The organism is Mangrovimonas xylaniphaga (genome assembly GCF_001280435.1).
Classification (GTDB): domain Bacteria; phylum Bacteroidota; class Bacteroidia; order Flavobacteriales; family Flavobacteriaceae; genus Mangrovimonas_A; species Mangrovimonas_A xylaniphaga.
In genome coordinates this window covers 1,573,285-1,595,969 of record NZ_LBIP01000013.1, presented here as the reverse complement: position 1 = coordinate 1,595,969, position 22,685 = coordinate 1,573,285, and the positions used below count along the sequence as shown (strand labels likewise).

At 42.0% G+C, this 22,685-nt stretch carries 20 protein-coding genes; all 20 read left to right on the top strand.

Annotation, left to right across the window (positions count from 1 at the left end; translation table 11 throughout):
* Positions 1-197 precede the first annotated feature (197 nt).
* The 20 genes from ZA06_RS07050 to ZA06_RS06955 all read left to right on the top strand — a co-directional run bounded on the left by ZA06_RS07050 (position 198) and on the right by ZA06_RS06955 (position 22,589).
* Positions 198-1,745, top strand: coding sequence for a sulfatase family protein (locus ZA06_RS07050; protein WP_053976669.1), 1,548 nt, complete (start codon positions 198-200; stop codon positions 1,743-1,745).
* 306 nt (positions 1,746-2,051) lie between these two features.
* Entirely contained in the window at positions 2,052-2,591 is a 540-nt protein-coding gene (locus ZA06_RS07045; RefSeq protein WP_053976668.1) for a T9SS type B sorting domain-containing protein, read from the top strand.
* A gap of 109 nt (positions 2,592-2,700) precedes the next feature.
* Positions 2,701-3,222: a T9SS type B sorting domain-containing protein gene (locus ZA06_RS07040; protein WP_053976667.1), complete on the top strand. Its 522-nt coding sequence runs from the start codon at positions 2,701-2,703 to the stop codon at positions 3,220-3,222.
* 288 nt (positions 3,223-3,510) lie between these two features.
* Entirely contained in the window at positions 3,511-4,293 is a 783-nt protein-coding gene (locus ZA06_RS07035) for a DUF6090 family protein (RefSeq protein WP_053976666.1), read from the top strand.
* 48 nt (positions 4,294-4,341) lie between these two features.
* Entirely contained in the window at positions 4,342-5,088 is a 747-nt protein-coding gene (locus ZA06_RS07030) for a DUF6090 family protein (RefSeq protein ID WP_053976665.1), read from the top strand.
* A gap of 10 nt (positions 5,089-5,098) precedes the next feature.
* Positions 5,099-5,638 carry a YfiT family bacillithiol transferase gene (locus ZA06_RS07025; RefSeq protein ID WP_053976664.1) on the top strand — a complete coding sequence of 180 codons (540 nt, stop codon included), beginning with the start codon at positions 5,099-5,101 and terminating at the stop codon, positions 5,636-5,638.
* Between the two features lie 11 nt (positions 5,639-5,649).
* A complete protein-coding gene (locus ZA06_RS07020; protein ID WP_053976663.1) occupies positions 5,650-6,081 on the top strand; it encodes a hypothetical protein in 432 nt (143 codons plus the stop codon).
* Between the two features lie 147 nt (positions 6,082-6,228).
* Positions 6,229-6,786 carry a hypothetical protein gene (locus tag ZA06_RS07015; protein WP_053976662.1) on the top strand — a complete coding sequence of 186 codons (558 nt, stop codon included), beginning with the start codon at positions 6,229-6,231 and terminating at the stop codon, positions 6,784-6,786.
* A 180-nt stretch (positions 6,787-6,966) separates the two neighbouring features.
* Positions 6,967-7,725, top strand: a complete 759-nt coding sequence (locus ZA06_RS07010) for a hypothetical protein (RefSeq protein WP_157503137.1) — start codon at positions 6,967-6,969, stop codon at positions 7,723-7,725.
* The gene (locus ZA06_RS07005) at positions 7,716-8,384 is read left to right on the top strand and encodes a hypothetical protein (RefSeq protein ID WP_053976660.1); all 669 of its coding nucleotides are present in this window, start codon (positions 7,716-7,718) and stop codon (positions 8,382-8,384) included. Before ZA06_RS07010 ends, ZA06_RS07005 begins: the two co-directional genes overlap by 10 nt.
* A gap of 150 nt (positions 8,385-8,534) precedes the next feature.
* Entirely contained in the window at positions 8,535-10,292 is a 1,758-nt protein-coding gene (locus ZA06_RS07000; protein WP_053976659.1) for an amidohydrolase, read from the top strand.
* Positions 10,293-10,383: 91 nt separating this feature from the next.
* Positions 10,384-11,133: a hypothetical protein gene (locus ZA06_RS06995; protein WP_053976658.1), complete on the top strand. Its 750-nt coding sequence runs from the start codon at positions 10,384-10,386 to the stop codon at positions 11,131-11,133.
* Between the two features lie 119 nt (positions 11,134-11,252).
* Positions 11,253-11,852: a c-type cytochrome gene (locus ZA06_RS06990; protein ID WP_053976657.1), complete on the top strand. Its 600-nt coding sequence runs from the start codon at positions 11,253-11,255 to the stop codon at positions 11,850-11,852.
* Positions 11,853-11,867: 15 nt separating this feature from the next.
* Positions 11,868-12,764, top strand: a complete 897-nt coding sequence (locus ZA06_RS06985) for a hypothetical protein (RefSeq protein ID WP_053976656.1) — start codon at positions 11,868-11,870, stop codon at positions 12,762-12,764.
* A gap of 178 nt (positions 12,765-12,942) precedes the next feature.
* On the top strand, positions 12,943-14,499 hold the full coding sequence (locus tag ZA06_RS06980; protein WP_053976655.1) for an arylsulfatase: 1,557 nt from the start codon (positions 12,943-12,945) through the stop codon (positions 14,497-14,499).
* 388 nt (positions 14,500-14,887) lie between these two features.
* Entirely contained in the window at positions 14,888-16,780 is a 1,893-nt protein-coding gene (locus tag ZA06_RS06975; protein ID WP_157503135.1) for a DUF3604 domain-containing protein, read from the top strand.
* 131 nt (positions 16,781-16,911) lie between these two features.
* The gene (locus tag ZA06_RS06970; protein WP_053976653.1) at positions 16,912-18,804 is read left to right on the top strand and encodes a DUF3604 domain-containing protein; all 1,893 of its coding nucleotides are present in this window, start codon (positions 16,912-16,914) and stop codon (positions 18,802-18,804) included.
* A 36-nt stretch (positions 18,805-18,840) separates the two neighbouring features.
* Positions 18,841-20,721 (top strand): DUF3604 domain-containing protein, encoded by a 1,881-nt coding sequence (locus ZA06_RS06965; protein WP_053976652.1) that lies wholly within the window; start codon positions 18,841-18,843, stop codon positions 20,719-20,721.
* A gap of 6 nt (positions 20,722-20,727) precedes the next feature.
* Positions 20,728-21,600 (top strand): peptidyl-prolyl cis-trans isomerase, encoded by an 873-nt coding sequence (locus ZA06_RS06960; RefSeq protein ID WP_053976651.1) that lies wholly within the window; start codon positions 20,728-20,730, stop codon positions 21,598-21,600.
* The gene (locus tag ZA06_RS06955; RefSeq protein ID WP_053976650.1) at positions 21,597-22,589 is read left to right on the top strand and encodes a HupE/UreJ family protein; all 993 of its coding nucleotides are present in this window, start codon (positions 21,597-21,599) and stop codon (positions 22,587-22,589) included. The genes ZA06_RS06960 and ZA06_RS06955 overlap by 4 nt, the downstream gene beginning before the upstream one ends.
* Positions 22,590-22,685 lie beyond the last annotated feature (96 nt).

The following is a 22,685-nucleotide window of genomic DNA, read 5'->3' as shown; positions in this document are numbered from 1 at the left end:
CTCGGTAACCTCAAGGGGACAGTTTATATTCCCCCTTTGAAGGGAGATTAAGGGGATGTAAAAATGGAGCTATAGAATCAGCAGGCTTCATTTTGCCTAAAAAAGGGTATCTTTGAGGGATCAAACAACCAAGGCGTTAATGGGCTTGAAATGCCCAATTAAAGGCCCTTATTTTTAAAGATTTCCAATTAACAAGCATGACCTATTTCCCCAAAACACTTTTAGCTTCCCGTAATTTAGGATTCCTTTTGTCACTGTTCGGTGTACTGGCATTAGCAACAAGCTGCCAGACCAAAGAAGAAAAAGGACCAAACATCCTGTTTTGTATTTCGGACGACCAATCGTATATACACACCTCGTTACAGGGCACCAATGAAATTAAAACGCCCAATTTGGATAGGATTGCCCAAAGCGGGATCATGTTTCAAAATGCCTATTGCAATGTGGCTTCCTGTTCGCCATCGAGAGCTTCTATTTTAACAGGGAAGAACATTTGGGAACTTGAGGAAGGCGGCTTGCTGTTTGGAGCCCTACAGAAAAAGTTCGTGACCTTTCCACAGGTATTGAAGCAACACGGCTATGCTACCGGTTATACCGGGAAGGGATATGGCCCTTCCAAACTTGAAGAGCCTTACCAAACACAGCCAATAGCCCAAGGTTATAACGCTATTAAAATGAAGGCCCCAGAAGGCATTTCGGACATTGACTATGCCGAGAATTTTAAAGCCTTCCTTGCACAAAAGGACAGTGAACAACCTTTCTTTTTCTGGTATGGCGGGAATGAGCCCCACCGCGGTTACAAGCAGGGCATTGGTGCCGAGAACGGTAAGGACATTTCCAATATTCAAGTACCGGGATTTTTACCAGACAGTGAGGCCGTGCGTAGTGACATTGCCGATTATTACTATGAGATTGAATGGTTCGACTCCCACTTAGGAAAAATGATCAAGATGCTGGAAGCAACAGGCGAACTGGACAATACCATCATTATTACAACCGCCGATAACGGCATGCCTTTTCCTCGTGCCAAGGCCACCAACTATGAGTATGGCACACATATGCCCTTGGCTATTTTTTGGGGCAATAAAATTAAGTCAGGCTTAAAGATTGAAGACTTTATCAGCTTTACGGATTTTGCACCAACCCTATTGGAAGTAGCCGGGATAGAGATCCCAGAAGACATGAGCGGCAACAGTTTTAAAAACGTGATGCTTGCCAATAAAAGCGGACAGGTAGATGCTAAAAGAGACCGTGTGTTTACGGCTTTTGAACGCCACACCTACTGCCGCCCAGACGGAATGCCCTACCCTGTAAGGACCATCCGCAAAGGGGATTGGCTGTACTTGGTAAACTTTGAACCAGAAAGATATCCTGCAGGCGACCCAGACTTTCTATCGCCACACCAAGGATACGTTGGCGATATCGACGCCGGACCATCCCGCGATTACATCCTTGCCAACAAAGAGGTAGATTCCTTGAAACAATTTTATGAGTTAGCTGCCGGGAAACGCCCAGGCACCGAGCTGTACAATGTGAAAGACGACCCTTATCAATTGCACAACCTAGCCGCTCAACCAGAGTATGCCAACCTATGCAAGGAACTGCAAACCGAGCTGTTCACCTATTTGAAAGACACCAACGACCCTAGAATGGAAGGCCTATCGCCATGGGACAACTACCCCTACTTTTTTACGGGTTACGATACCAAACACCTACAACCCATTGGTGAAAGGGATGTAGAATAAGGTTGTGATTTCTATTGGGAGTTTTTGAAAGTATACTAATGTTGTAGCACTGCACTAAGTACCTTCGAGCAAAGAGGCGCTTTCCTCTCAGGAACCTCAGGGGAGAGAACACCCCTGTAGTCCCCTCAAGGGGACAATTACTCAAAGAGGACAATTGCGGAGTGGATTCCCCCTTTGAAGGGGGATGTAAAAAGGGCATGGCAATAGCCCTTCATTTGCCCAATATCTAAAAAAAGATACCTTTGAAGGATTAAACAACCAATGGGTTTATTCCCTTAGTAACCCCAACTAAAAACTTAACCTAAAATGAAACGCAAAACATTATTTTTAAGTGGTATTTTATTGTCATTCTCTTTAATTTTTAACTGTAACGGCAACAGTGATTCCGAACCAGAACAAGTAACCTTTCTCTGTTGTGGAGACAACCCTTTCGCAAACTTGAACGTTGACAACCTGGACCAATCTTTGGGAGAAATTAAAGCCATGGACGCCTTAACGCCCGATGGGGACGGAAAGAATGACATCTTTATAATTGAAAATATTGAGCTTTACCCGAACAATACAGTAACCATCTTCGATTTAAATGACAACATAGTTTTCAACAAAAGCAATTATTTAAGCGAGTATAACTACAGCACGTCTTTTTACGGTTTAAATCAATCAGACAATTCAGAATTACCTACCGGAACCTATAAATACAAAATTGTGGTTGAAAACGACGAAACATTTGTAGAATATGGCTATGTATGTTTAGTTAGATATTTTTCAGACTTAGACAATTTAGGTGATTTTAGTTTTATCATTTGTAATGCTAAAGACGAACATGACCCATTTTTAGCACAATAGCAACTACAGGCAATAACATGCACTTCAATTTCCTTTACCTATCCTAAACCTAGCAGTAGTAGCAGTACTTTACACAAACCATTATCGTCAAAAAAAAACTTAACCTTAAATGAAACACAAAACATTATTTTTAAGCGGCATTTTATTGTCATTCTCTTTAATTTTTAGCTGTAACAGCAACAGTGATTCCGAACCAGAACAAGTAACCTTCCTCTGTTGTGGAGACAACCCTTTCGCAAACTTGAACGTTGACAACCTGGACCAATCTTTGGGAGAAATTAAGGCTATTGAAGTTTTTTCAGCAAATGGAGATGGCGTAAATGACGAGTTCTTTATTGAAAATATTGACCTTTACCCGAATAATACCGTAACTATCTTTGATTTAAATGACAATATCGTTTTCAATAGAAACGGTTATGCAAACAACTTTCCTTTTAATGGCCTAGACCAATCTAATACTGAGGAATTACCCTTCGGAAGCTACAAATACAAAATTGTGGTTGAAAATGAAGAAACCTTTGTAGAATATGGATATCTATGTATCGTTAGAAATTACTCGGAGTTTAACGATTCTAGTTTTTCAAATTGCGATATTGAAATCATATGGAACGACCCTTATTTGGGACACTGATAACTTTTGAATAGAACGAAGCGATCATAAAACAAGTAAACAATGTTTTTCTTATCGGTAACCACGAAGGGATAGAATACATTGTAACACTGCGTGCGGTACCTTCGAACAAAACAGAGCTTACCTCTCGGTAATCCTCAGGGGGAGAACACCCCTATAGTCCCCTCAAGGGGACAATTAAAAAAGCGGAGTGAATTCCCCCTTTGAAGGGGGATTAAGGGGGATGTAAAAAGGGCATATTATCCTAAAGCAAAAAAGGGTATATTTATACAAACCAACCCTTTGGATATGATAACATTCTTTAGGAAGATACGCCAGAACCTACTTTCGGAAGGACGCACTGCAAAATACCTCAAATATGCCATTGGTGAAATTGTTTTGGTAGTAATTGGTATTTTAATAGCCCTTCAAATCAATACTTGGCAGCAACATCACAAGGACAGGCTTACAGAACGAGACCTCCTGAACAGGATAAAAGTAGACCTTGAAAATGACATTAAAGGCTTTGAGGACATCAAAGCGTTTAAACAGACCCAAAACATTACCTGCCTAAGGCTGCTTGACTTTTATATTCATCCTACAGAACAAGCCTATGACACCATTCAATTTTTAAACGACATCCATTTTGCGCAATACTTTACACTGCCCAACTACCACAGAACCTCCTACGAAACTTCTGTGAGCACGGGGAACATCCTCAAAATTGCCAATCAAAAATTGGCTACGGATATTTCCAATTATTACAACGATATTGAATTGGAACAGCACGTTTCGGACACGAAACGGTTTATCAATGCCTTTGTAGAGCAGAACCTGATGACAAAGTACCGCTTATCTTCAAAATACATCAATGCACTAGATGGTCTAGGAGGAAAATACATGATGGAACGCTACCAAAATGACCAAAGACCAGTGTTACAGGTTAAGGACATTACAAACGATGTTAGCCTAGAGAACTATTTAAATGACCTCTCAATTAGATTAATTATTGGTATCAAATATTTGGAAGCCGAACAGCAATGGGGGCAGCAACTTATAGACACCATTAATAACTACCTTAACGAACAATAGGATCTCGACACCATGATAACACCATTTAAACGATTAAGACAAGACCTAATGGCAAGCAACAAACTGAGTAAATATCTTATGTATGCCATTGGTGAAATTGTCTTGGTGGTAATAGGGATTTTGATAGCGCTACAAGTAAACAATGTCAATGAACGTCATAAGGAGCGCCAAACAGAGCGCTTGATACTGCAAGAAATACGTGATAACCTTAGCTACGACCTCGAAGACATGGAAAGCAATATTGCGCATTTGGAAAATAAGATTACCTCCTGCCGGCTACTGCTAAAAGCACTACAACATAAAACTCCCTATCAAGACTCCCTTGGCTATTTTTTCTATTACCTGAAAGTCAATCCGCATGTAAGCCATAAAACCAGCGGCTACAATCTGTTGACCTCTAAAGGCGTGGATATCATCCAAAATGATGCACTTAGAAAAAGCATTACCAACCTCTATGAAGAGGGCTACGAATACCTAACCAGCTACGAACACGAACGCGTTGGCTACAATACCTTTTTAGAACCAAGGATTGTGCCCTATTACAGTGCTTCGGCATTACAGTCTACAAAAGTTCCAAAGGCATTTAAGGGACAAGCTACCGTAGAGCGAATGGCCAACATCGGGTTCTTTAAAACCATCAGGAATTATGAAGCTATGCAGGAGGATATGGAATTTCAAGGCATCTTAAAAGATATAGAGGCTTGGGAAGTCTTTGGTATCTTAAAACATAAAAACCTAAAAGAAGACACTCAAGAGTTGATTGCCCAAATAGACGATTATTTACAGAATCACTAAACAACATAACATGGATATAGAAGCATTAAAATACCCCATTGGACCCTACACTCCTATCAAACATCCCGATACTGCCGTATTGGAATCATGGATCAAGAACATTGAAAACTTCCCCTCCCAATTGGAAGACTTGACAAAGAATGTTTCGGCGGCGCAACTCAATTGGAAATACAGACCCAATGGATGGACGATAAAACAAGTAATCCACCATTGCACAGACAGCCATATGAACAGCATCATGCGCTTTAAGCTGGCCTTGACAGAAGACATGCCAACCATTAAACCTTATTTTGAGGACCGATGGGCCGAATTGCCCGATGACCTTGATGATGACATTTCGGGATCGATGGCACTGTTGAAAGGGCTGCACCAAAAATGGACAACACTTTTAAAAAGTTTAACCCCTGAACAATTGGCACGTGAGTTCATTCACCCAGAATACGAAAAACCTTTGAGCCTCACACAAACCATAGGCATCTATTCCTGGCACTGTCAACACCATTTGGCACATATAAAAAATGCGCTAACATCTAATGGCATTTATCAATAAATAAACACAACATGAACACAAAATTTATTAAACTATTCTTACGCCTTTCTATTGCCTCTGCTTTCTTATCGGCAGTAGCAGATCGCTTTGGCCTATGGCCTGAAAATGTATCGGTTTGGAGCAATTGGTCCAATTTTCTGGACTACACCCAAGCCATCAATCCTTGGTTGCCTAATGGTATGATTTCTATAGCAGGAGCGATAGCCACCATATTGGAAATCCTATTTGCACTTTGCCTGATTATTGGCTTTAAAACAGAACTGTTTGCCAAATTAAGTGGTCTATTGTTACTCTTGTTTGGCATTGCAATGACCTTTTCAACAGGTATTAAGGGCGCTTTTGATTATTCGGTATTTACGGCCGCCGCAGCTGCCTTTGCCTTGAGTGCTTTGCAAGAGAAACATTGGGAATTGGACTGTTTGATTTTTAAGACGAAGAAATAGAGCAGCGTATCATGGCATAATAAAAGGAACCAATTTCATTTCACACTTAGTTCATTATGTAAGAAAATAAAGCTTAAATGTAAGGTTAAGAAGTCCAAAGTAGGGATAACATCCGTATTTATAATAGATACCCTAAACCTACCTACTATGAAACCGCTTCTCACCCTATGCTTCCTATTCGTTTGCTTATTATCCTATGCCGAATATAACAGGGGCACCGTTTTCTTTAAAGACGGTTCCCTTTCCAAAGGCCTCATTAAGATAAAAACAGAAGGCGGTATTAAATTCAAAGTGAATGAAGATGCCGAGGTTGTAGAATACGACTATCACAGCATTGATGGCTTTGACACCGAAGGAAAACATTACAAATACATTTTGGTTCAAGACAAGGAAGCGCCAAAACTATTACATGAAACACTAAAAGGGTCCATCACCTTATATTGCGATGAGATGTACAATCAAAACTTTAACTTTCCCAATGCAGCTACGGTTATGGCAAGCATGTCCACTAAAGGAAATAACGACGCTTCCTATTATTACATAAAGGTCAACGACGACATTATTCGCATTGGTATGAGAATCAAAAAGAAGCATTTGAAAATCTTCAGTTCTTGCACTTCACTTATGGATAAAATTGAATCCAAAGAATTAAAAAGAAGAAATGTAGAGGGCATTATCGCCTACTATAATGAGCATTGTTGGTAAAACCGAGCCTCTTCTATTTCCCCTTCCCAACCACACTCCACTTTATATCAATATAATGCGCCATAAAATTGTTGTACTTGCTTAGAAATAATTTATATTTAAGCAACGCAACCTAACCGCCTATTGAAAAGATAGTTCTGCTTAGGTTATCTATCAACCACACTAAAAAACTAATCAACTATGGCAGAACTTATAGACTGGACTCGGGAACATTTCAGCAGGCCGCTGGACAGCCCTTATATATTTTATGTGGTATATGGCGATTTTGATGTGGACTTTAAATTATCGGGAGCAGAATACCACACCAAAGGACTTCCACAAGGTATCGACTTGATGCAGTATGGTCCAAATGCCCACCCCGAAGTCCCTAAAAGCTATTTGGAAGGCTACTTTTGGGAAACACTAAAAGAGGACAACCCTAACCTATCCCAACAAATTGAAGCAGCAGAGCAATGCTATATTTTTGTAGGCAATGTTCCTGACACCAATACTTTAAACTATTACAGAGACGTGATTGGCTTGGTCACCTATTTGTTGGATCACGGCGGCGTAGCTGTTTACGATTTACAAACGGTGACCTTTTGGGATAAAAAGGACTGGAAAGACAACATCTTCACTCCCAACACCCCGCAACCCAAAGAACATGTCATGATTCTTTGTTATGACGAGGATGACGACAATACCAAGTGGTTCCACACACGAGGAATGCGAAAATACGGCAGACCCGACATCAGCATTCAAGAAGTTCCGGAAGATAAGGAAGAAGCCATCATCGATCTACTAGGCAAGCTTATCGAGTTTCAGGCACAAGGAGGCATTGTAGATGAAGACTATAAAATAGACATGGAGACCTTACCCAAAACCATGTGGTGCGAACCCCAAGGCGACTTTGAAGACCCTATGTTTAACAATACCCATGTAGAGATTTATTGGGAATAAAAACCCTAATCATCAATAAAAACACTACCTCATTTGATATGATTGGAGGCGGCGGAAGCATTCAAGGTATGATTACCAGTTTGAGTAACAATAAAAAATTACTCAAATCTAAAAGGCTATTCAAAAAAGAGAGAGCATTCCTAAATTTAAAACAGGAATATTTCAAAGCTTCCAAAGGAGAATTGGACTTTAAAAAAGCTACAAAAGAACAGCTCTTAGAAATCAGAAAAAAAGTCATTAAGGAAAGACGAAAGGAAAAACTATTCTCCGTAATAATTGCTTTCGTAGTCATCGGCATTTTTTCCTATTTCGCTTTGGTTTTGATAAATCAAAATAAAGCATTCGTAAAAAAACAGGAAACCATACAATATCAAAAAAAGGAAACCGAATTTCTAATACTTATAGAACAGGGAGATGAGTGGTTTTCAAAGGGACATTGGTCTAACTCTATTGTGCTCTACAAAAAGGCCAAAGCCATTTTCCCCAAAAATTATGACGTCAGCTATAGACTTGCAAGATCCTATAGTTTTCAATGCGAAACAGACTATAAAAACTGCTATACCGCAAAAGAACTTCTACAGGAACTATATGTACTATTTCCGGAAAAAGAAATTGAACTTTCAGAAATCAAAGCAACATTGATTTATGAGAATCCATAACTGCGCAAAACGCCCACCCCTTAAAAATTATTTCACTGACAACGAGCGAATTAAGACACAGGAATTTGTAAATTAGTCATTGAAAAGTTTATCATTCGATAACTCCACTTTTACAATGACTTTTATTTACCATCCAACAACTGTGTCATCATGAAAATCAACAAACCAATAGTAGTCTTGCTTGCACTGATTGTGTTTATGAGCTGCAAACAAAAGGAAGCTAACACCCCCGAAACACCAGTAAAAACCAACAGCGAACAGACCCTTTATTTTGGCGGAGACATCATTACCATGGAAGGGGAGCAAGCCCAATATGTCGAAGCTGTGGTGAGGGAAAACGGCAACATAGCTTATGTTGGCACAAAGGAGGAAGCCCTTAGTAAGTACCCCCAGGTTTCCCAATACAATTTAGAAGGGAATACCCTCATGCCTGGTTTTATAGAACCCCATCTACACCCTTCTATCGCCGCCACCATGCTTCCCAATGAAACTATTGCACCTCATGCCTGGGACAAACCTACGGGAGCTACAGAAGCAGCCAAAACCCCCGAAGAATACAAAACCCGTCTCAAAAAAGTAATAAAAACCAAAGCACAAGCAGACAAAATGCTCTTTGTTTGGGGCTACCATCAATTATGGCACGGCCCCATGTCCAAGGACACCTTAAACCTATTGTGCCCCGATGCGCCCATTGGCATCATCCACAGATCTTTTCACGAAATCTATTTGAATGACAAAGCGGTAGAGCTCTTCAAAATCAAAGAAGCCGATTTTGAAGACAATCCGCAGGTAGATTGGAAAAACGGCCACTTCTTTGAAGGTGGCTGGTTGGCCCTTGTACCAGCTATTGCTCCCTACCTCATCAACCCAGATTCCTATAAAAAAGGATTGGCTATGATGAGCCAACTCATGCTTAAAAACGGCATCACTACTATAGCAGAACCTGGGTTTCCCAGTTCCGATTTTGATATGGAATACAACTTATTAAAAGGTGAAATGGACAAAAACCCACCATATGATGTGTTTTTAATTCCCAACGGAACACAGCTCTATAGTATGAACGGAAACGACAATGCCAAGGCTATGGAAGCTATGGAGGCCATGCCCACCAAATACAATACAGACAATATCACCTTCTTGTCAAAGCAGGTAAAACTGTTTTCCGATGGCGCTATTTATTCCTTGGCCATGCAAATGAAGGAACCTTATTTAAGTGAAGAATTTAAAGGAGAATGGATGACCCCCCTGCCACTATTTAAGGAACAGTTGAGTTTTTACTGGAACAACGATTACAAAATCCACGTACACTCCAACGGCGATTTGGGCATACAACAAGTATTGGACTACAACAAAAAGGATCAAAAAAACAACCCAAGAAAAGACCATCGCTTTACACTGCACCACATGGGCTATTTTGATGAAAACATTGCCCAACAAGTTCAAGCCCTAAATATGGAAGCCTCCGTAAACCCATACTACTTATGGGCCCTAGCAGACAAATATTCTGAATTTGGCCTTGGTCCAGAACGCGCCGAAAACCTAGTAAGAATCAAGGAACTCAGCCAACGAGGCGTTCCTGTATCCTACCATTCCGATTTTGCTATGGCTCCCGCAAACCCATTGCTATTGGCTTGGACTGCCATTAATAGGGAAACCGCCGAAGAAAGCCACTTTTCACAAGATCAAAAAGTGGATGTTTTTACAGCCATGCAGGGCATTACCATAAACGCCGCACGAACCTTGAACCAAGAAAATACTATTGGTTCCATTAAGGAAGGAAAAACGGCAAATTTCACTATTCTAAAAAAGAACCCTTTTAAAGTGGCTCCAGAAACCATTAAGAACATTCCCATCCTTGGCGTAGTTCACAAAGGAAGACTCGTTACAACAGTCGCGATTAAATCATAAGAAAACAGACAGTCCACAAAAAAGGCAAAAACACCTTAAATTGCTTTATTTCTATTTTTTAACTAACTTTAAAAAGCAAGAAACGAAGACCATGCCAACCACAGTAGTTTCAAATCAGGACCACCACAAGAGATTCGAGCATTATTATTTTGCTGCTACTGCCATTTTATTTTTGATATTTTGCATTGTTGGATTCAGTGCCGGTATTCGGAATAAAGCTTCACAAGGCATCAATATGGCAGCCTCCCGCTATATATTACATGGCATTTTTGGATTTCTTTGGATACTACTTTATGTAATTCAAACCCAATTGGTATTTCGCAAAAAAATACAGTGGCATACCAAAGCAGGAAAGGCAGCCTTTGCAATTCTAATTCTATTGACATTAAGTACGCTGTACCTTATCATTTCAGCTAGGACCAGCCACCCTGAAATCCCAATTGAAGGACTTAGTTTTTTAGTGGGCATATTTGGGTTTAGCCTGCTCACAGTGATTCCCCTTCTTTTTATTGGCATTGCCATGAGAAAATCGCCATTCCACCACAAACGACTGATGTTTTATGGCACCTTACTGCTCGCCAATACAGGGATAGATCGCATTCCATTAGCCTTTGGAATTCCAGATAACCCCATCTTCACAATAATTGTTGACCTAATAATTGCACTGCCATTGTTGATTTATGATTTACGAACGGCCTTAAAAAAAGATAAACGCTTTAGTGCCTTATTTTACTTTTACCCTCTTTCCATGTTCATTGTAAATGTATTTGTTTTTGCACCGCAAATATATGCTTCCAAAACCTGGATGAAGTTTGTCGATTGGATCTCCTTTTCAGCATAAATATCATTCTCTTAAATCACTAATACACAACATTTAGAAATTTCCAGTCGCTTTTACTATCTTAGAGGCATTAACCAACAACAGGCGAGTATATGCACGTCTGTTTCAACAACAATCTTATGACATTCAAACACCAATCAGCACTTATGGCAATTGCCTTAACAGCCTCATTAAGCATTGTATCCTGCAAAGAAGAAACCTATCAAACCGCCAGTGCAACTGCCGAAGTAGTCACACCTTCGCATGAAAGCGTTATTGAAAAAGGAAAATATCTTGTTGGGGTTATGGGCTGCAACGACTGCCATTCACCCAAAAAAGTAGGCCCAAACGGCCCAGAACTTATTCCTGAACTATTGTTATCAGGCTACCCTTCGGATAGACCTGTAGTTACATTTGACAGCCCAATGATCAAGGAAGGTTTTGGCATGTTTTATCCAGACCTTACCGCTGCGGCAGGCCCTTGGGGGATCTCCTTTGCCGCCAACCTAACACCGGACGACACAGGTATTGGCAGCTGGACCGAAGCGCAATTTAAAAAAGCGTTGACCGAAGGCAAATTTAAAGGGATGGACAATGGCCGTATGCTGCTGCCTCCTATGCCTTGGATGAATTTTGCCAATATCAAGGATGAAGACCTTCATGCCATGTTCATGTATCTAAAAAGTATCAATCCAGTGGAAAATGTGGTACCGGCACCGGTAGCCCCAGACCAAATGTAAGTCCATGTAAAAAACATGTATGCATTACAACATATAAAATCCTATTGGGTGTTGGCCATTGCGCTTTTGAGTTATTCAAGCATTTGGGCCCACCCAACGGGGAATATGATTGTAGTGGACAACCAAGTATTTTGGTCCTATATCCATCCTATTGATGATGCGCAACATTACGCTTGTGTCATGGTTTGGAAAAATGGCAGTACTCCTCAAGTATTCCTAAAATCTGAATATCCGGCGAGTGATTTTATACTATATACCAAAGGACAGGACATTTACATCCTGGAACGCCGATACCTACAAGCTTCCGACACCTTTGAAATTCGTCTCCTTAAATCAATTAAAAACCAAAAGCCGAAAGTTGTTTGGGATTGGTTTGATGACCAATGGCACATTGGAGAAGCTGGGTTCTTCATGCTTTCGGACACCCAAATGGTCTTCGGTAAGTACCCAAGTGTTTACACGTTACAAAAAGGCAAACAACCTTCTGTATATTTTAAATTTGAAACTCCCATCAACCGCATTAGGGCTTTACCTGACGACACTATTCTTTTGTTAGGAGACACTTCCTGTTTTTTGACAACCCAAACAGGAAGCATAATTCAAGAGTGGAATAATATCACAGAACCTAAAATTACCAATGCCCCTCTGGACCTTAACAAAGTGTTTGATGTTGATTTTCAAGAAGGACAATTGCTCATGGCCTATTGGGGAAGGCGAAGTTTTGAGATAATTGACGCCCAAGACAATAAACAGACATTATACAAGCACGCCCCTCCTTTAACCCCACATTGGGTAGCCTTTATGGGTAAGGACCAACTATTGTTTGCCTCAGAACTCACTTTCAACGGTAGCACCCCCAAACCAAACCTTATCAAACTAAGCTCCACCGGCAGATCCACCAAAATTTGGTAGGATATAAACTTAATATGTCCAAATTACCTGTTTTCAAAACAATAAAAATATAATTCACTGCAATTCAATGTTTTGAAAGAAATATTTTATTAAATTAGATACCCCCTACAACTAAACTTTCTCAAGCCCTAGTCTTAACGGTCGTAAAATCTCTTATTAATAACCAATAGATACTATTATGAAACATGTTGTTACTTCATTACTCTTGAGTTTAAGTTTACTGGGATTCTCCCAGGAAAAGCCTAATATTTTAGTCATCATGGTAGATGACGTAGCTCCCAATTCGCTTAGCTGCTACTCCTTGGGCATGCAATATCCCACACCAAATATCGACAGGATTGCTAAGGAAGGAGCCATATTTACAGATCACTACTCCCAACCCAGCTGTACTGCGGGAAGAGCAGCCTTTATTACCGGACAAAAACCTGTAAGAACTGGTCTGACTACCGTAGGGCAACCAGGAAACCCACTCGGAATCAAACCTGAAGACCCCACCATTGCCGAACTTTTAAAACCACTTGGCTATATGACAGGACAATTTGGTAAAAACCACTTGGGCGACCGTAATGAACACTTGCCTACCGTCCACGGTTTCGACGAGTTTTACGGCAACCTGTACCACCTCAACGTATCGGAAGAACCAGAACAGGGCGATTATCCAAAAACCGAAGAATTCGCCAACAAATATGGCCCTAGAGGCGTAATAGAATCCTATGCCAGCGACAAGTTCGACAAAACCGAAGACCCTCGCTTTGGAGTCATCGGTAAACAAACGGTTAAGGATGTAGGCCAGTTGACTTCAGAAAAAATGAAAACCTTTGACGAGGTCTTGGTGAGCAAAAGCAAAGACTTTATGCGCCGTGCCAAAGATGCTGGCAAACCCTTCTTCATTTGGCATGCCACCAGTAGAATGCACGTGTACACCCACCTTAAAGAGGAATCCAAAAATTTGGCAACAGGCATCAGTACAGACATGGATCTTTTTGGTCACGGACTTATTGAACACGACGGCCATGTTGGGCAGTTGTTGGATTACTTAAAAGAATTAGGCGTAGACAACAACACCATCGTCATCTATACTACCGACAACGGCCCTGAACAAAGTACTTTCCCAGACGCTGGAGTTACCATGTTTAGAGGTGAAAAAATGACCACTTGGGAAGGCGGATTGAGAGCGCCTTTTTTGGTGCGCTGGCCAAACCATATTCCTGCAGGCTTGGTCCGCAATGGTATTTCTGCTCATGAAGATGTATTGCCAACCTTAATGGCAGCTGTAGGATCTCCAGATATCAGTACCAAACTAAGAGGTGGATACAAGGTAGGCGACATGAACTATAAAGTTTATATCGACGGTTTTAACAATTGGGATTATTGGGCAGGAAGAACAGATACCTCAGCCCGCAATTACTTTTTCTACTATTACGAAAGCAGCCTTACCGCCATGCGTGTGGGCCCGTGGAAAATGCACTTTGCTACCAAGGAACGCTATTTTGACGACATGATTACCCACACCATGCCTCGATTGTTCAACTTAAGAAAAGACCCTTATGAGAAATACGATGACCTTACGGCCTTTCACCTCATTATGCACAAGTCTTGGGTGTTCCAGCCAGCTATTGGTTACTTAAATGCCCACCTCATGACCTTTAAGGATTATCCTCCCAGACAAGCAGCAGCTTCTTTAGACATTAATAAAGCGATCGATAAAATATTAAAAGCCGATTCTAGGCAATAAACATATTATGTATCTACCATGATGCAAGCGTTATGTAGCACAGTCCCTAACCTGTTCCTGCATAACGCTTTTGTGTTTTCTCAACTTCGAAATATGAATTTTACCAAAAATTTCCAACTACCAATTTAATTATACCAGGCAATTAAGTCAGATTTTGGCTGGGCGGTTGGAAAGGTCTCTTCCGTTTTAGTGAGGACCAAACCAAAGAAAACAACACTTCCTTTTACCACGTGGGCAAATACGGCCCATGGAACTAACAAATAGGTAAACTTCTATTTTTTAAATAGTTACCCTATTCATTTCCAAAGAAAAACGCTACCTTAGTAGTTCCCTCCGTAAATCTTAAGCTACCTACGTTTCATCTTTAAATAATGTAAATACAGGTATTATGAGACTACTGCTATTACCGTTTCTTAGTCTTCTCCTAATGATGGGCTGCAAAGACACTCCAAAAGAAGACACCACAACCGACAATACCCCTGCCGAAAAAGAAGTAATGACACCAAGCATACCAACCAATCCTTTAAAAAATGTATACTGGGGAGACCAGCACTTGCACACTGCTTGGTCTGCCGATGCCGGTGCTGCAGGAACCCGCCTAGGTCCTGAGGAAGCGTTGCGCTTTGCCCGTGGCGAAGAAGTGATTAGTGCTACCAAACAAAAAGCCAAGTTAAAACGCCCATTAGACTGGTTGGCCGTTACAGACCACTCCGACGGCGCTGGAGTAATCATGTCTGTTATCAATGGTGATGCAGAAGTCATGGACGACCCCATTGTAGCCCAATACCATGAAGATATGGAAGCTGGCGGCGAAAAGGCCGCTGCCGTAATGATGGACCTTATCAACCGCCAATCCAACAACAATCTACCGCCGGTATTTACAGATCCGGAATTTGCCAAATCCATATGGTTAAAAAATATCGACATTGTTGAGAAGTTTAATGACCCTGGAAAATTCACCGCGTTTATTGCCTATGAATGGACTTCCAACTTTGGGGGCGGTAACAACCTGCACCGTAACGTGATTTACCGCGACGGTGGAGACATTGCCAGACAAATGAGTCCAATGACCACCTTCGACTCGGAGAACCCAGAAGACCTCTGGAAATGGATGGCAAATTTTGAAGCCAAGACTGGCGGCTCCCTATTGGCCATTCCTCACAACGGGAACCTCTCCAATGGACTGATGTTTAAAAACACGGCATTTGACGGCTCTCCATTGACCAAGGAATTGGCCACGCTTCGCAATAAATATGAAGTCCTTTACGAAATCACTCAAGGAAAAGGAACCAGTGAAACCCACCCCATTTTATCGCCAAACGACGAGTTTGCCAATTTTGAACTTTGGGACAAAGGGAATCTTGTGATGGTGCCTAAAACCAAGGACATGCTACAAACCGAATACGCTAGAAAGGCCTTAAAAGATGGTTTAAAACTGGAAAGTGAACTTGGGGTGAACCCATTTAAGTATGGTTTTGTAAGTGGTACCGATTCCCATACGGCGCTTACCACAGCCGAAGAAAACAATTATTGGGGAAAATATGCTTCCTCTGAACCCAGTGCTGAACGTTGGTCTGAAAAAGCTTTAGATTTCCCTTCCGGATTTGTTCGCGGGTGGCAGTTGGGCGCTTCGGGATATACAGGTGTTTGGGCTATATCCAACACAAGAGAAGCCCTATGGGATGCCATGAAACGCAAGGAGACTTATGCCTCAACCGGCCCTAGAATGACCGTGCGCTTTTTTGGAGGCTTCAACTATACCGATGCCGATATTGCCGATGCCAACAGCGTACAAATTGGTTACGACAAAGGCGTGCCTATGGGGGGCGACCTTAAAACAGCCCCAGAGGGCAAGGCACCTACCTTCTTGATCCATGCTGTTAAAGACCCAACCAGCGGAAATCTAGACCGCATTCAAGTAGTGAAAGGCTGGCTGGATGCCAGTGGCAATACCCACGAAAAAGTCTACAATGTAGTTTGGGGCGATGCCGATAAGCGCAGCTTAGATCCCAAAGGCAACTTACCTCCTGTAGGCAATACCGTAGACGTGAAAAATGCGTCTTGGGAAAATACTATTGGCGCTACCGAATTGAAGACCTTTTGGCAAGACCCCGATTTCGATCCAACCTTAAAGGCCTTCTATTATGTAAGGGTTATTGAAATTCCAACCCCCCGTTGGACCACCTTCGACATGAAGAACTACAACCTTACCATGACAGACGATGTACCGCGAACCATACAGGAACGCGCTTACACTTCGCCTATTTGGTACAACCCATAAACAACAGTTAAACTTCTATTTTTTAAATAGTTATCATATTTTTTCAAAGAAAAATACTACCTTAGTAGTTCCCTCTATAAATCCTAAGCTACCTACGTTTCATCTTTAAATAATGTAAACACACAGGTATTATGAGACTACTGCTATTACCGTTTCTTAGCTTACTCCTAATGGTGGGCTGCAAGGATACTCCTAAAGAAACAACCATTGCTCTTAATTCTTCCCCTGAGGAAACCACCATGACCACTAAGGTACCTTCCAATGCTCTAAAAAATGTGTATTGGGGAGACACCCATAACCACACCGGCAACTCTTTTGATGTCTTCTTATTCGGAACTCCTAATTCAACCCCAGAAATTGCCTATCGTTTTGCCAAAGGGGAAAAAGTCACAAGCCCTACCACTGGCAAGCCCTGGCAACTATCCAAACCTTTGGATTTTCTTGTGGTGGCCGACCATGCTGAAATGATTGGTTCCATACCCTTAATGTATGAAAACACCCCTGGCATTTCAAATACTAAAACTGGAAAGGCCTTTTTAGCAATCGCGCCAAACAAATCGGAAGAGAACATGCAAAAAATATATGATATCCTAAATTATGCCGCCTTCGACCAACCGAACGATGCCAATCTGGGAGCTAAAGATTTGATCAACGACTTTGGTGGCGACAAAGTTAAAGAAGCCTGGACACGTTATATAGAAACCGCTGAAAAACACAACAATCCTGGAAAATTCACCACGCTCATAGGTTGGGAATGGTCTTCCAATAATAGTGGCGCCAACCTACACAGAGTTGTTTTTATGCCTCAGGGAGGCAACGTTGCCAAACAGTTTATACCTTATAGTGCCCTGGATAGTGACAACCCTGAAGATCTTTGGGCCTGGTTGGAGACCACAAGTAAACGAACAGGCGCTGAATTTGTAGCCATCCCCCACAACCCAAATATTAGTTTGGGACTTATGTTTCCCGAAACTCGTTTGAATGGCAAGCCTGTAGATAAAGCCTACGCCGATGCCCGAATGAAATGGGAACGTTCTGTAGAGATTACCCAAATTAAGGGAGACTCTGAAACCCACCCGGCGTTGTCGCCCAATGATGAGTTTGCCGATTTTGAAACCTATGATTTTGCCTTAACCCCAGATGGTACCCGACCAGCTCCAACCAAAGCAGATTATGTACGCTCTGGCTTGATGACTGGATTGGAACTTGAAAAGAAAATTGGAGCCAATCCTTATAAAATTGGATTTGTGGGTAGCTCCGATTCCCATACAGGCATGTCTGCCATTGAAGAAACCAACTTTGCAGGTAAAGGACAACATGATTCCGAACCAAAAAAACGTGCTCACCCTACAGGCATTGGGTCTTCCAAAGGTTGGGATATGGGCGCTGCAGGATGGGTAGGCGTTTGGGCCGAAAGCAACACGCGCCAGAGCATTGTGGATGCCTTCCAACGTAAAGAAGTCTATGCTACCACAGGGCCACGTATCACCTTACGTGTGTTTGGCGGCTATAATTTTGCCGAAAACGATCTAAATGCAGATATGGTAAAAACAGGCTATGGCAAAGGGGTACCAATGGGTGGCGATTTAAATAAAACTGCCAATGGTGCAGCTCCTGGATTTTTGATATCCGCTTTAAAAGACCCTGACGGGGCCAATCTTGATAGAATTCAAGTGGTTAAAGGTTGGTTAAAAGCAGATGGCACTCCTGAAGAAAAAATATATGATGTCGCCTTATCCGACGGCAGAACAAACGGTAAGCAAAAAGTAGGCAACACTGTTGACCTTAAAACAGGAAAATACACCAATTCCATTGGAGATACCGAGCTAAAAGTATTTTGGAAAGATCCAGATTTTAACCCTAGCCAAAGTGCCTTTTATTATGTGAGGGTTCTGGAAATTCCAACGCCTAGATATTCTTTATACGATGCTATTGAACTAGGTATTGATGTTAAAGAAACAAATCATCCTGCAACCATTCAGGAACGCATCTATAGCTCCCCAATTTGGTACAACCCAAAATAAATACCAGCAAAGATTTAAATTAATTACAATAACGTCATGAAAAAGTCCATCTTTTTAACAGCTTCCTTAACCATCATGTTCTTTGCAGGATGCAAGAATGACCCCAAAAGCAGTAGCGATCAAACTGTAATTCAAAGAATTGATTCTACTTTAACAGAAGCCTCCATCAAAGAACATCCGTTTAAAGAGGTGTATTTTGGAAATCTCCATGTACACACTAGCTGGTCTTTTGATGGCTATATAAATGGTTCCGTAACCGGGCCAGATGATGCCTATCGTTGGGCACAAGGAGAAAGTATTCCCGGTGGCGGCGACGGTACTCCATTACAAATAAAAAAACCACTAGACTGGTATGCCGTCTCAGATCATGCGGAATACCTAGGGGCTTTACCAAAAATGGCCGATAAAAACAGTATGATGAGCAAACACCCCTTAGCGGCCGATATCACTGGTGTTGACCCTGCGGCTTCCTTTGCCGCTTATGGGAAAATTTCGGACGGCATTTATACCTATAGAAAAAAAGACCCCATTTTAGGTGACTCTACTTTTGCTGCTAATGCTTGGAAAGAACTTGTAGACATAGCAGATAAACACTATAAACCAGGAAAATTCACAACGTTCCCTGCCTTTGAGTGGACCGCTGCCCCCGATTGGCGGAACCTGCACCGTGTTGTACTGTTTAAAGATTCTAAACAGGTACCCGCTCTGGCCTTTTCTGCCGTAGATTCTGATGTTCCCGAAGACCTTTGGAAATGGATGGATAATCAAAGAAATCAAGGCCATCCACTACTTGCAGTGCCTCACAACGGTAATGCCAGTGACGGTCTAATGTTTCCCCTTGAAACAACTTATGGAGGAAGCACCATAAACAAGGATTACTCTGCAACCCGCATGCGTAACGAGCCCGTTTTGGAAATGATACAAATAAAGGGATCTTCCGAAACCCACCCGTCGCTCTCACCAAATGATGAATTTGCCGGTTTCGAAATCTGGGATTACACCTTGGCCGCTGGAGCAAAAGAACCAAAACACAAACGTGGTGGCTATGTGAGAGAAGCACTTATTCGCTCACTTAAGTATGACATGGAAGGTAAGGGAAGCCCATTTAAGTATGGTTTTATAGGGGATTCTGACACTCACAATTCCTATTCACCCATTGAAGAAGACAACTATCACGGAAAATTTGGTTTTGAGAACAACCCTAAACATAGGTTAGATGGTCCTCCAGGGGTTGATGAAAAGTCAGCGAATCAGGTTAGAAAATTTGGTAGTGCTGGTCTCGCAGGTGTATGGGCAAAATCGAATACACGGGAAGACATTTTTGAAGCGATTTTACGCAAGGAAACCTTTGCTACTTCTGGACCTCGCCTTAAAGTTAGGTTCTTTGGAGGTTATGAGTATCCCGAAAATATCCTATCTGGAACCAATTGGATTGAAGCTGCCTATAGCGGTGGCGTACCAATGGGAGGCGATTTAGGAACATCCAACGGTAAAGCTCCCGTATTTATCATACATGCCATGAAAGAAGTAGATGGCGCCAACCTTGATAGAATTCAAATCATTAAAGGTTGGGTAGATGCCAAAGGTGAACAACATGAAAAAATCTATAATGTAGCTTTGTCTGATGATAGAAAACCAGATGCCAACGGCAAAATAGCAGCCGTAGGAAACACCGTAAATGCTGCTGAGGCATCCTATACCAACGATATTGGAGACGTTGAGTTAATGGCTGTTTGGACCGACCCTGAATTTGATGCCTCACAATATGCCGTTTATTACGCAAGAGTCATTCAAATACCAACCCCTAGATGGAGTACTTATGACGCCAAGACACTTGGAAGAGCACCCAGAGAGGATTTGCCAATCAGTATCCAAGAACGCGCCTGGAGTAGCCCAATCTGGTATAACCCTAATTAATTTTACATGAAACAACTACTTAAAGAACCCTTGATCCACTTTTTCCTTTTGGGCGGCCTACTATTTGTGTTGTATAGTCAAGTAAACAAAAGCGATACCGAACAGGACATCATTGTTGACAATGCTGATGTGGAACATATGGCAGAGCTTTGGCGCATGCAATGGCAACGGCCTCCAACCTCAGAAGAGTTACAGGGCCTTATCGACAAATATGTGAACCAAGAAGTCTTGTACCGGGAAGCCCTTAGGATGAACCTAGACCATAACGACGAGATTGTAAAACGCAGGTTATCCCAAAAGATGGAATTTCTTGGGCAAGACCTTTCCGGTTTGGTGGCACCTGCTTCCGAAGACAACCTGAAAGCCTATTTTGAAGACCATAAAAAAGATTTTGCAACCCCATATCGTTACACCCTATACCAAATCCTGTTCACGGCAGACAATCATGTCAATCCTTATGACAAGGCCAAAGCCGTATTAAAGGAATATGGTGCTATAGGCACTCAGGGCATGCGCGAAAAAGGAGATCCATTTCTTTTGGATTATGCCCTCCAAGACACCGATGCCTTTTACCTGAACCGCGAGTTTGGAGAACAGTTTTCGCAGCAGTTAGAAACCTTGCCTAAAGGGCAGTGGACAGGCCCCGTCGTGTCTGGCTATGGGATACATTTGGTTTTTATTGAATCCCGAACACCGCCAAGCATTCCAAACTTTGCAGACGTAAAGGACAAGGTACAACGCGATTACGAATACCAAATGGAGCAGGAAAGCCAAGCAGCCATCCTTAAAGCGCTCAAGGACAATTACAAGGTGCGCATTACAGCAGACAACCTTGAAAAAGCAATTACAGACGAACTGGCCCAAAACCAACAACCATGAAACGCTCCCTACGCTATATTCTATTGACGCTTGCGCTATTGTTGACCATCCCTATTGGAGCCCACGAGATCAGACCCGCCTATTTACAGATTGTACAGCAAAGTGACAACCAGTACCAAATATTGTGGAAAGTACCCGCCATGGGAGTTATGTCATTAAAGATATACCCTCGCTTCGAGGATGGCTTTCAACTTAATGAAGCCGGAATCCCCAGACCCGTAAGCGGTGCCATGATACACAACTACACCCTAAGTGGCAACCGTCCTTTGGAGGGTAGCCATATTGAAATTGTCAACCTCAACAAAACCATGGTAGACGTTTTGGTAAACATTACCTACCTCAATGGCGAAAAGGTCTCCCTGATGTTGCATCCAGACGCACCCATAGCCCTTTTACCTGGTAGTAGTAGCAAATGGCAGGTAGTACAGACTTACACGGTATTGGGCGTAGAACACATTTGGTTTGGCATTGACCACCTCTTGTTCGTTCTGGCGCTTATCATCATTACCAAAGGCTTTAAAAAATTGGTGACCACCATTACCGCCTTTACCTTGGCACATAGTATTACTTTAAGTATGGCCGTATTGGGTCTTGCCAACCTTCCTGGCCCACCAGTGGAAGCCATCATTGCATTGAGCATTGTGTTTTTAGCGCTTGAAATGACCAAAATCCATCAAGGCAAACCCACCTTAACAGCTCAAAAGCCATGGCTGGTGGCCTTTAGTTTTGGCTTGCTCCACGGGTTTGGCTTTGCAGGTGCCCTAACGGAAGTAGGTCTGCCACAATCTGAAATTCCTTTGGCATTGGCCTTTTTTAATGTAGGTGTAGAATTGGGACAGTTGGCATTTGTACTTGCTGTATTAGGGGTTTTAAGGCTTTTGTCCCTAAAGAAAGACTGGCCTTTGGCTGTGAAAAACATTCCGGCCTATGCCATTGGAAGCATTGCTGCATTTTGGACCATAGAGCGAGTGGTAGGATTCTTTGGTTAAGGCCTAAAACTATCAAAGAATAAGCCATTGTTGTCAATAGATTAAGAAATCATGAAGCGCTTGAAACTGCCCTATACCCCTTCCTATATTTGGATT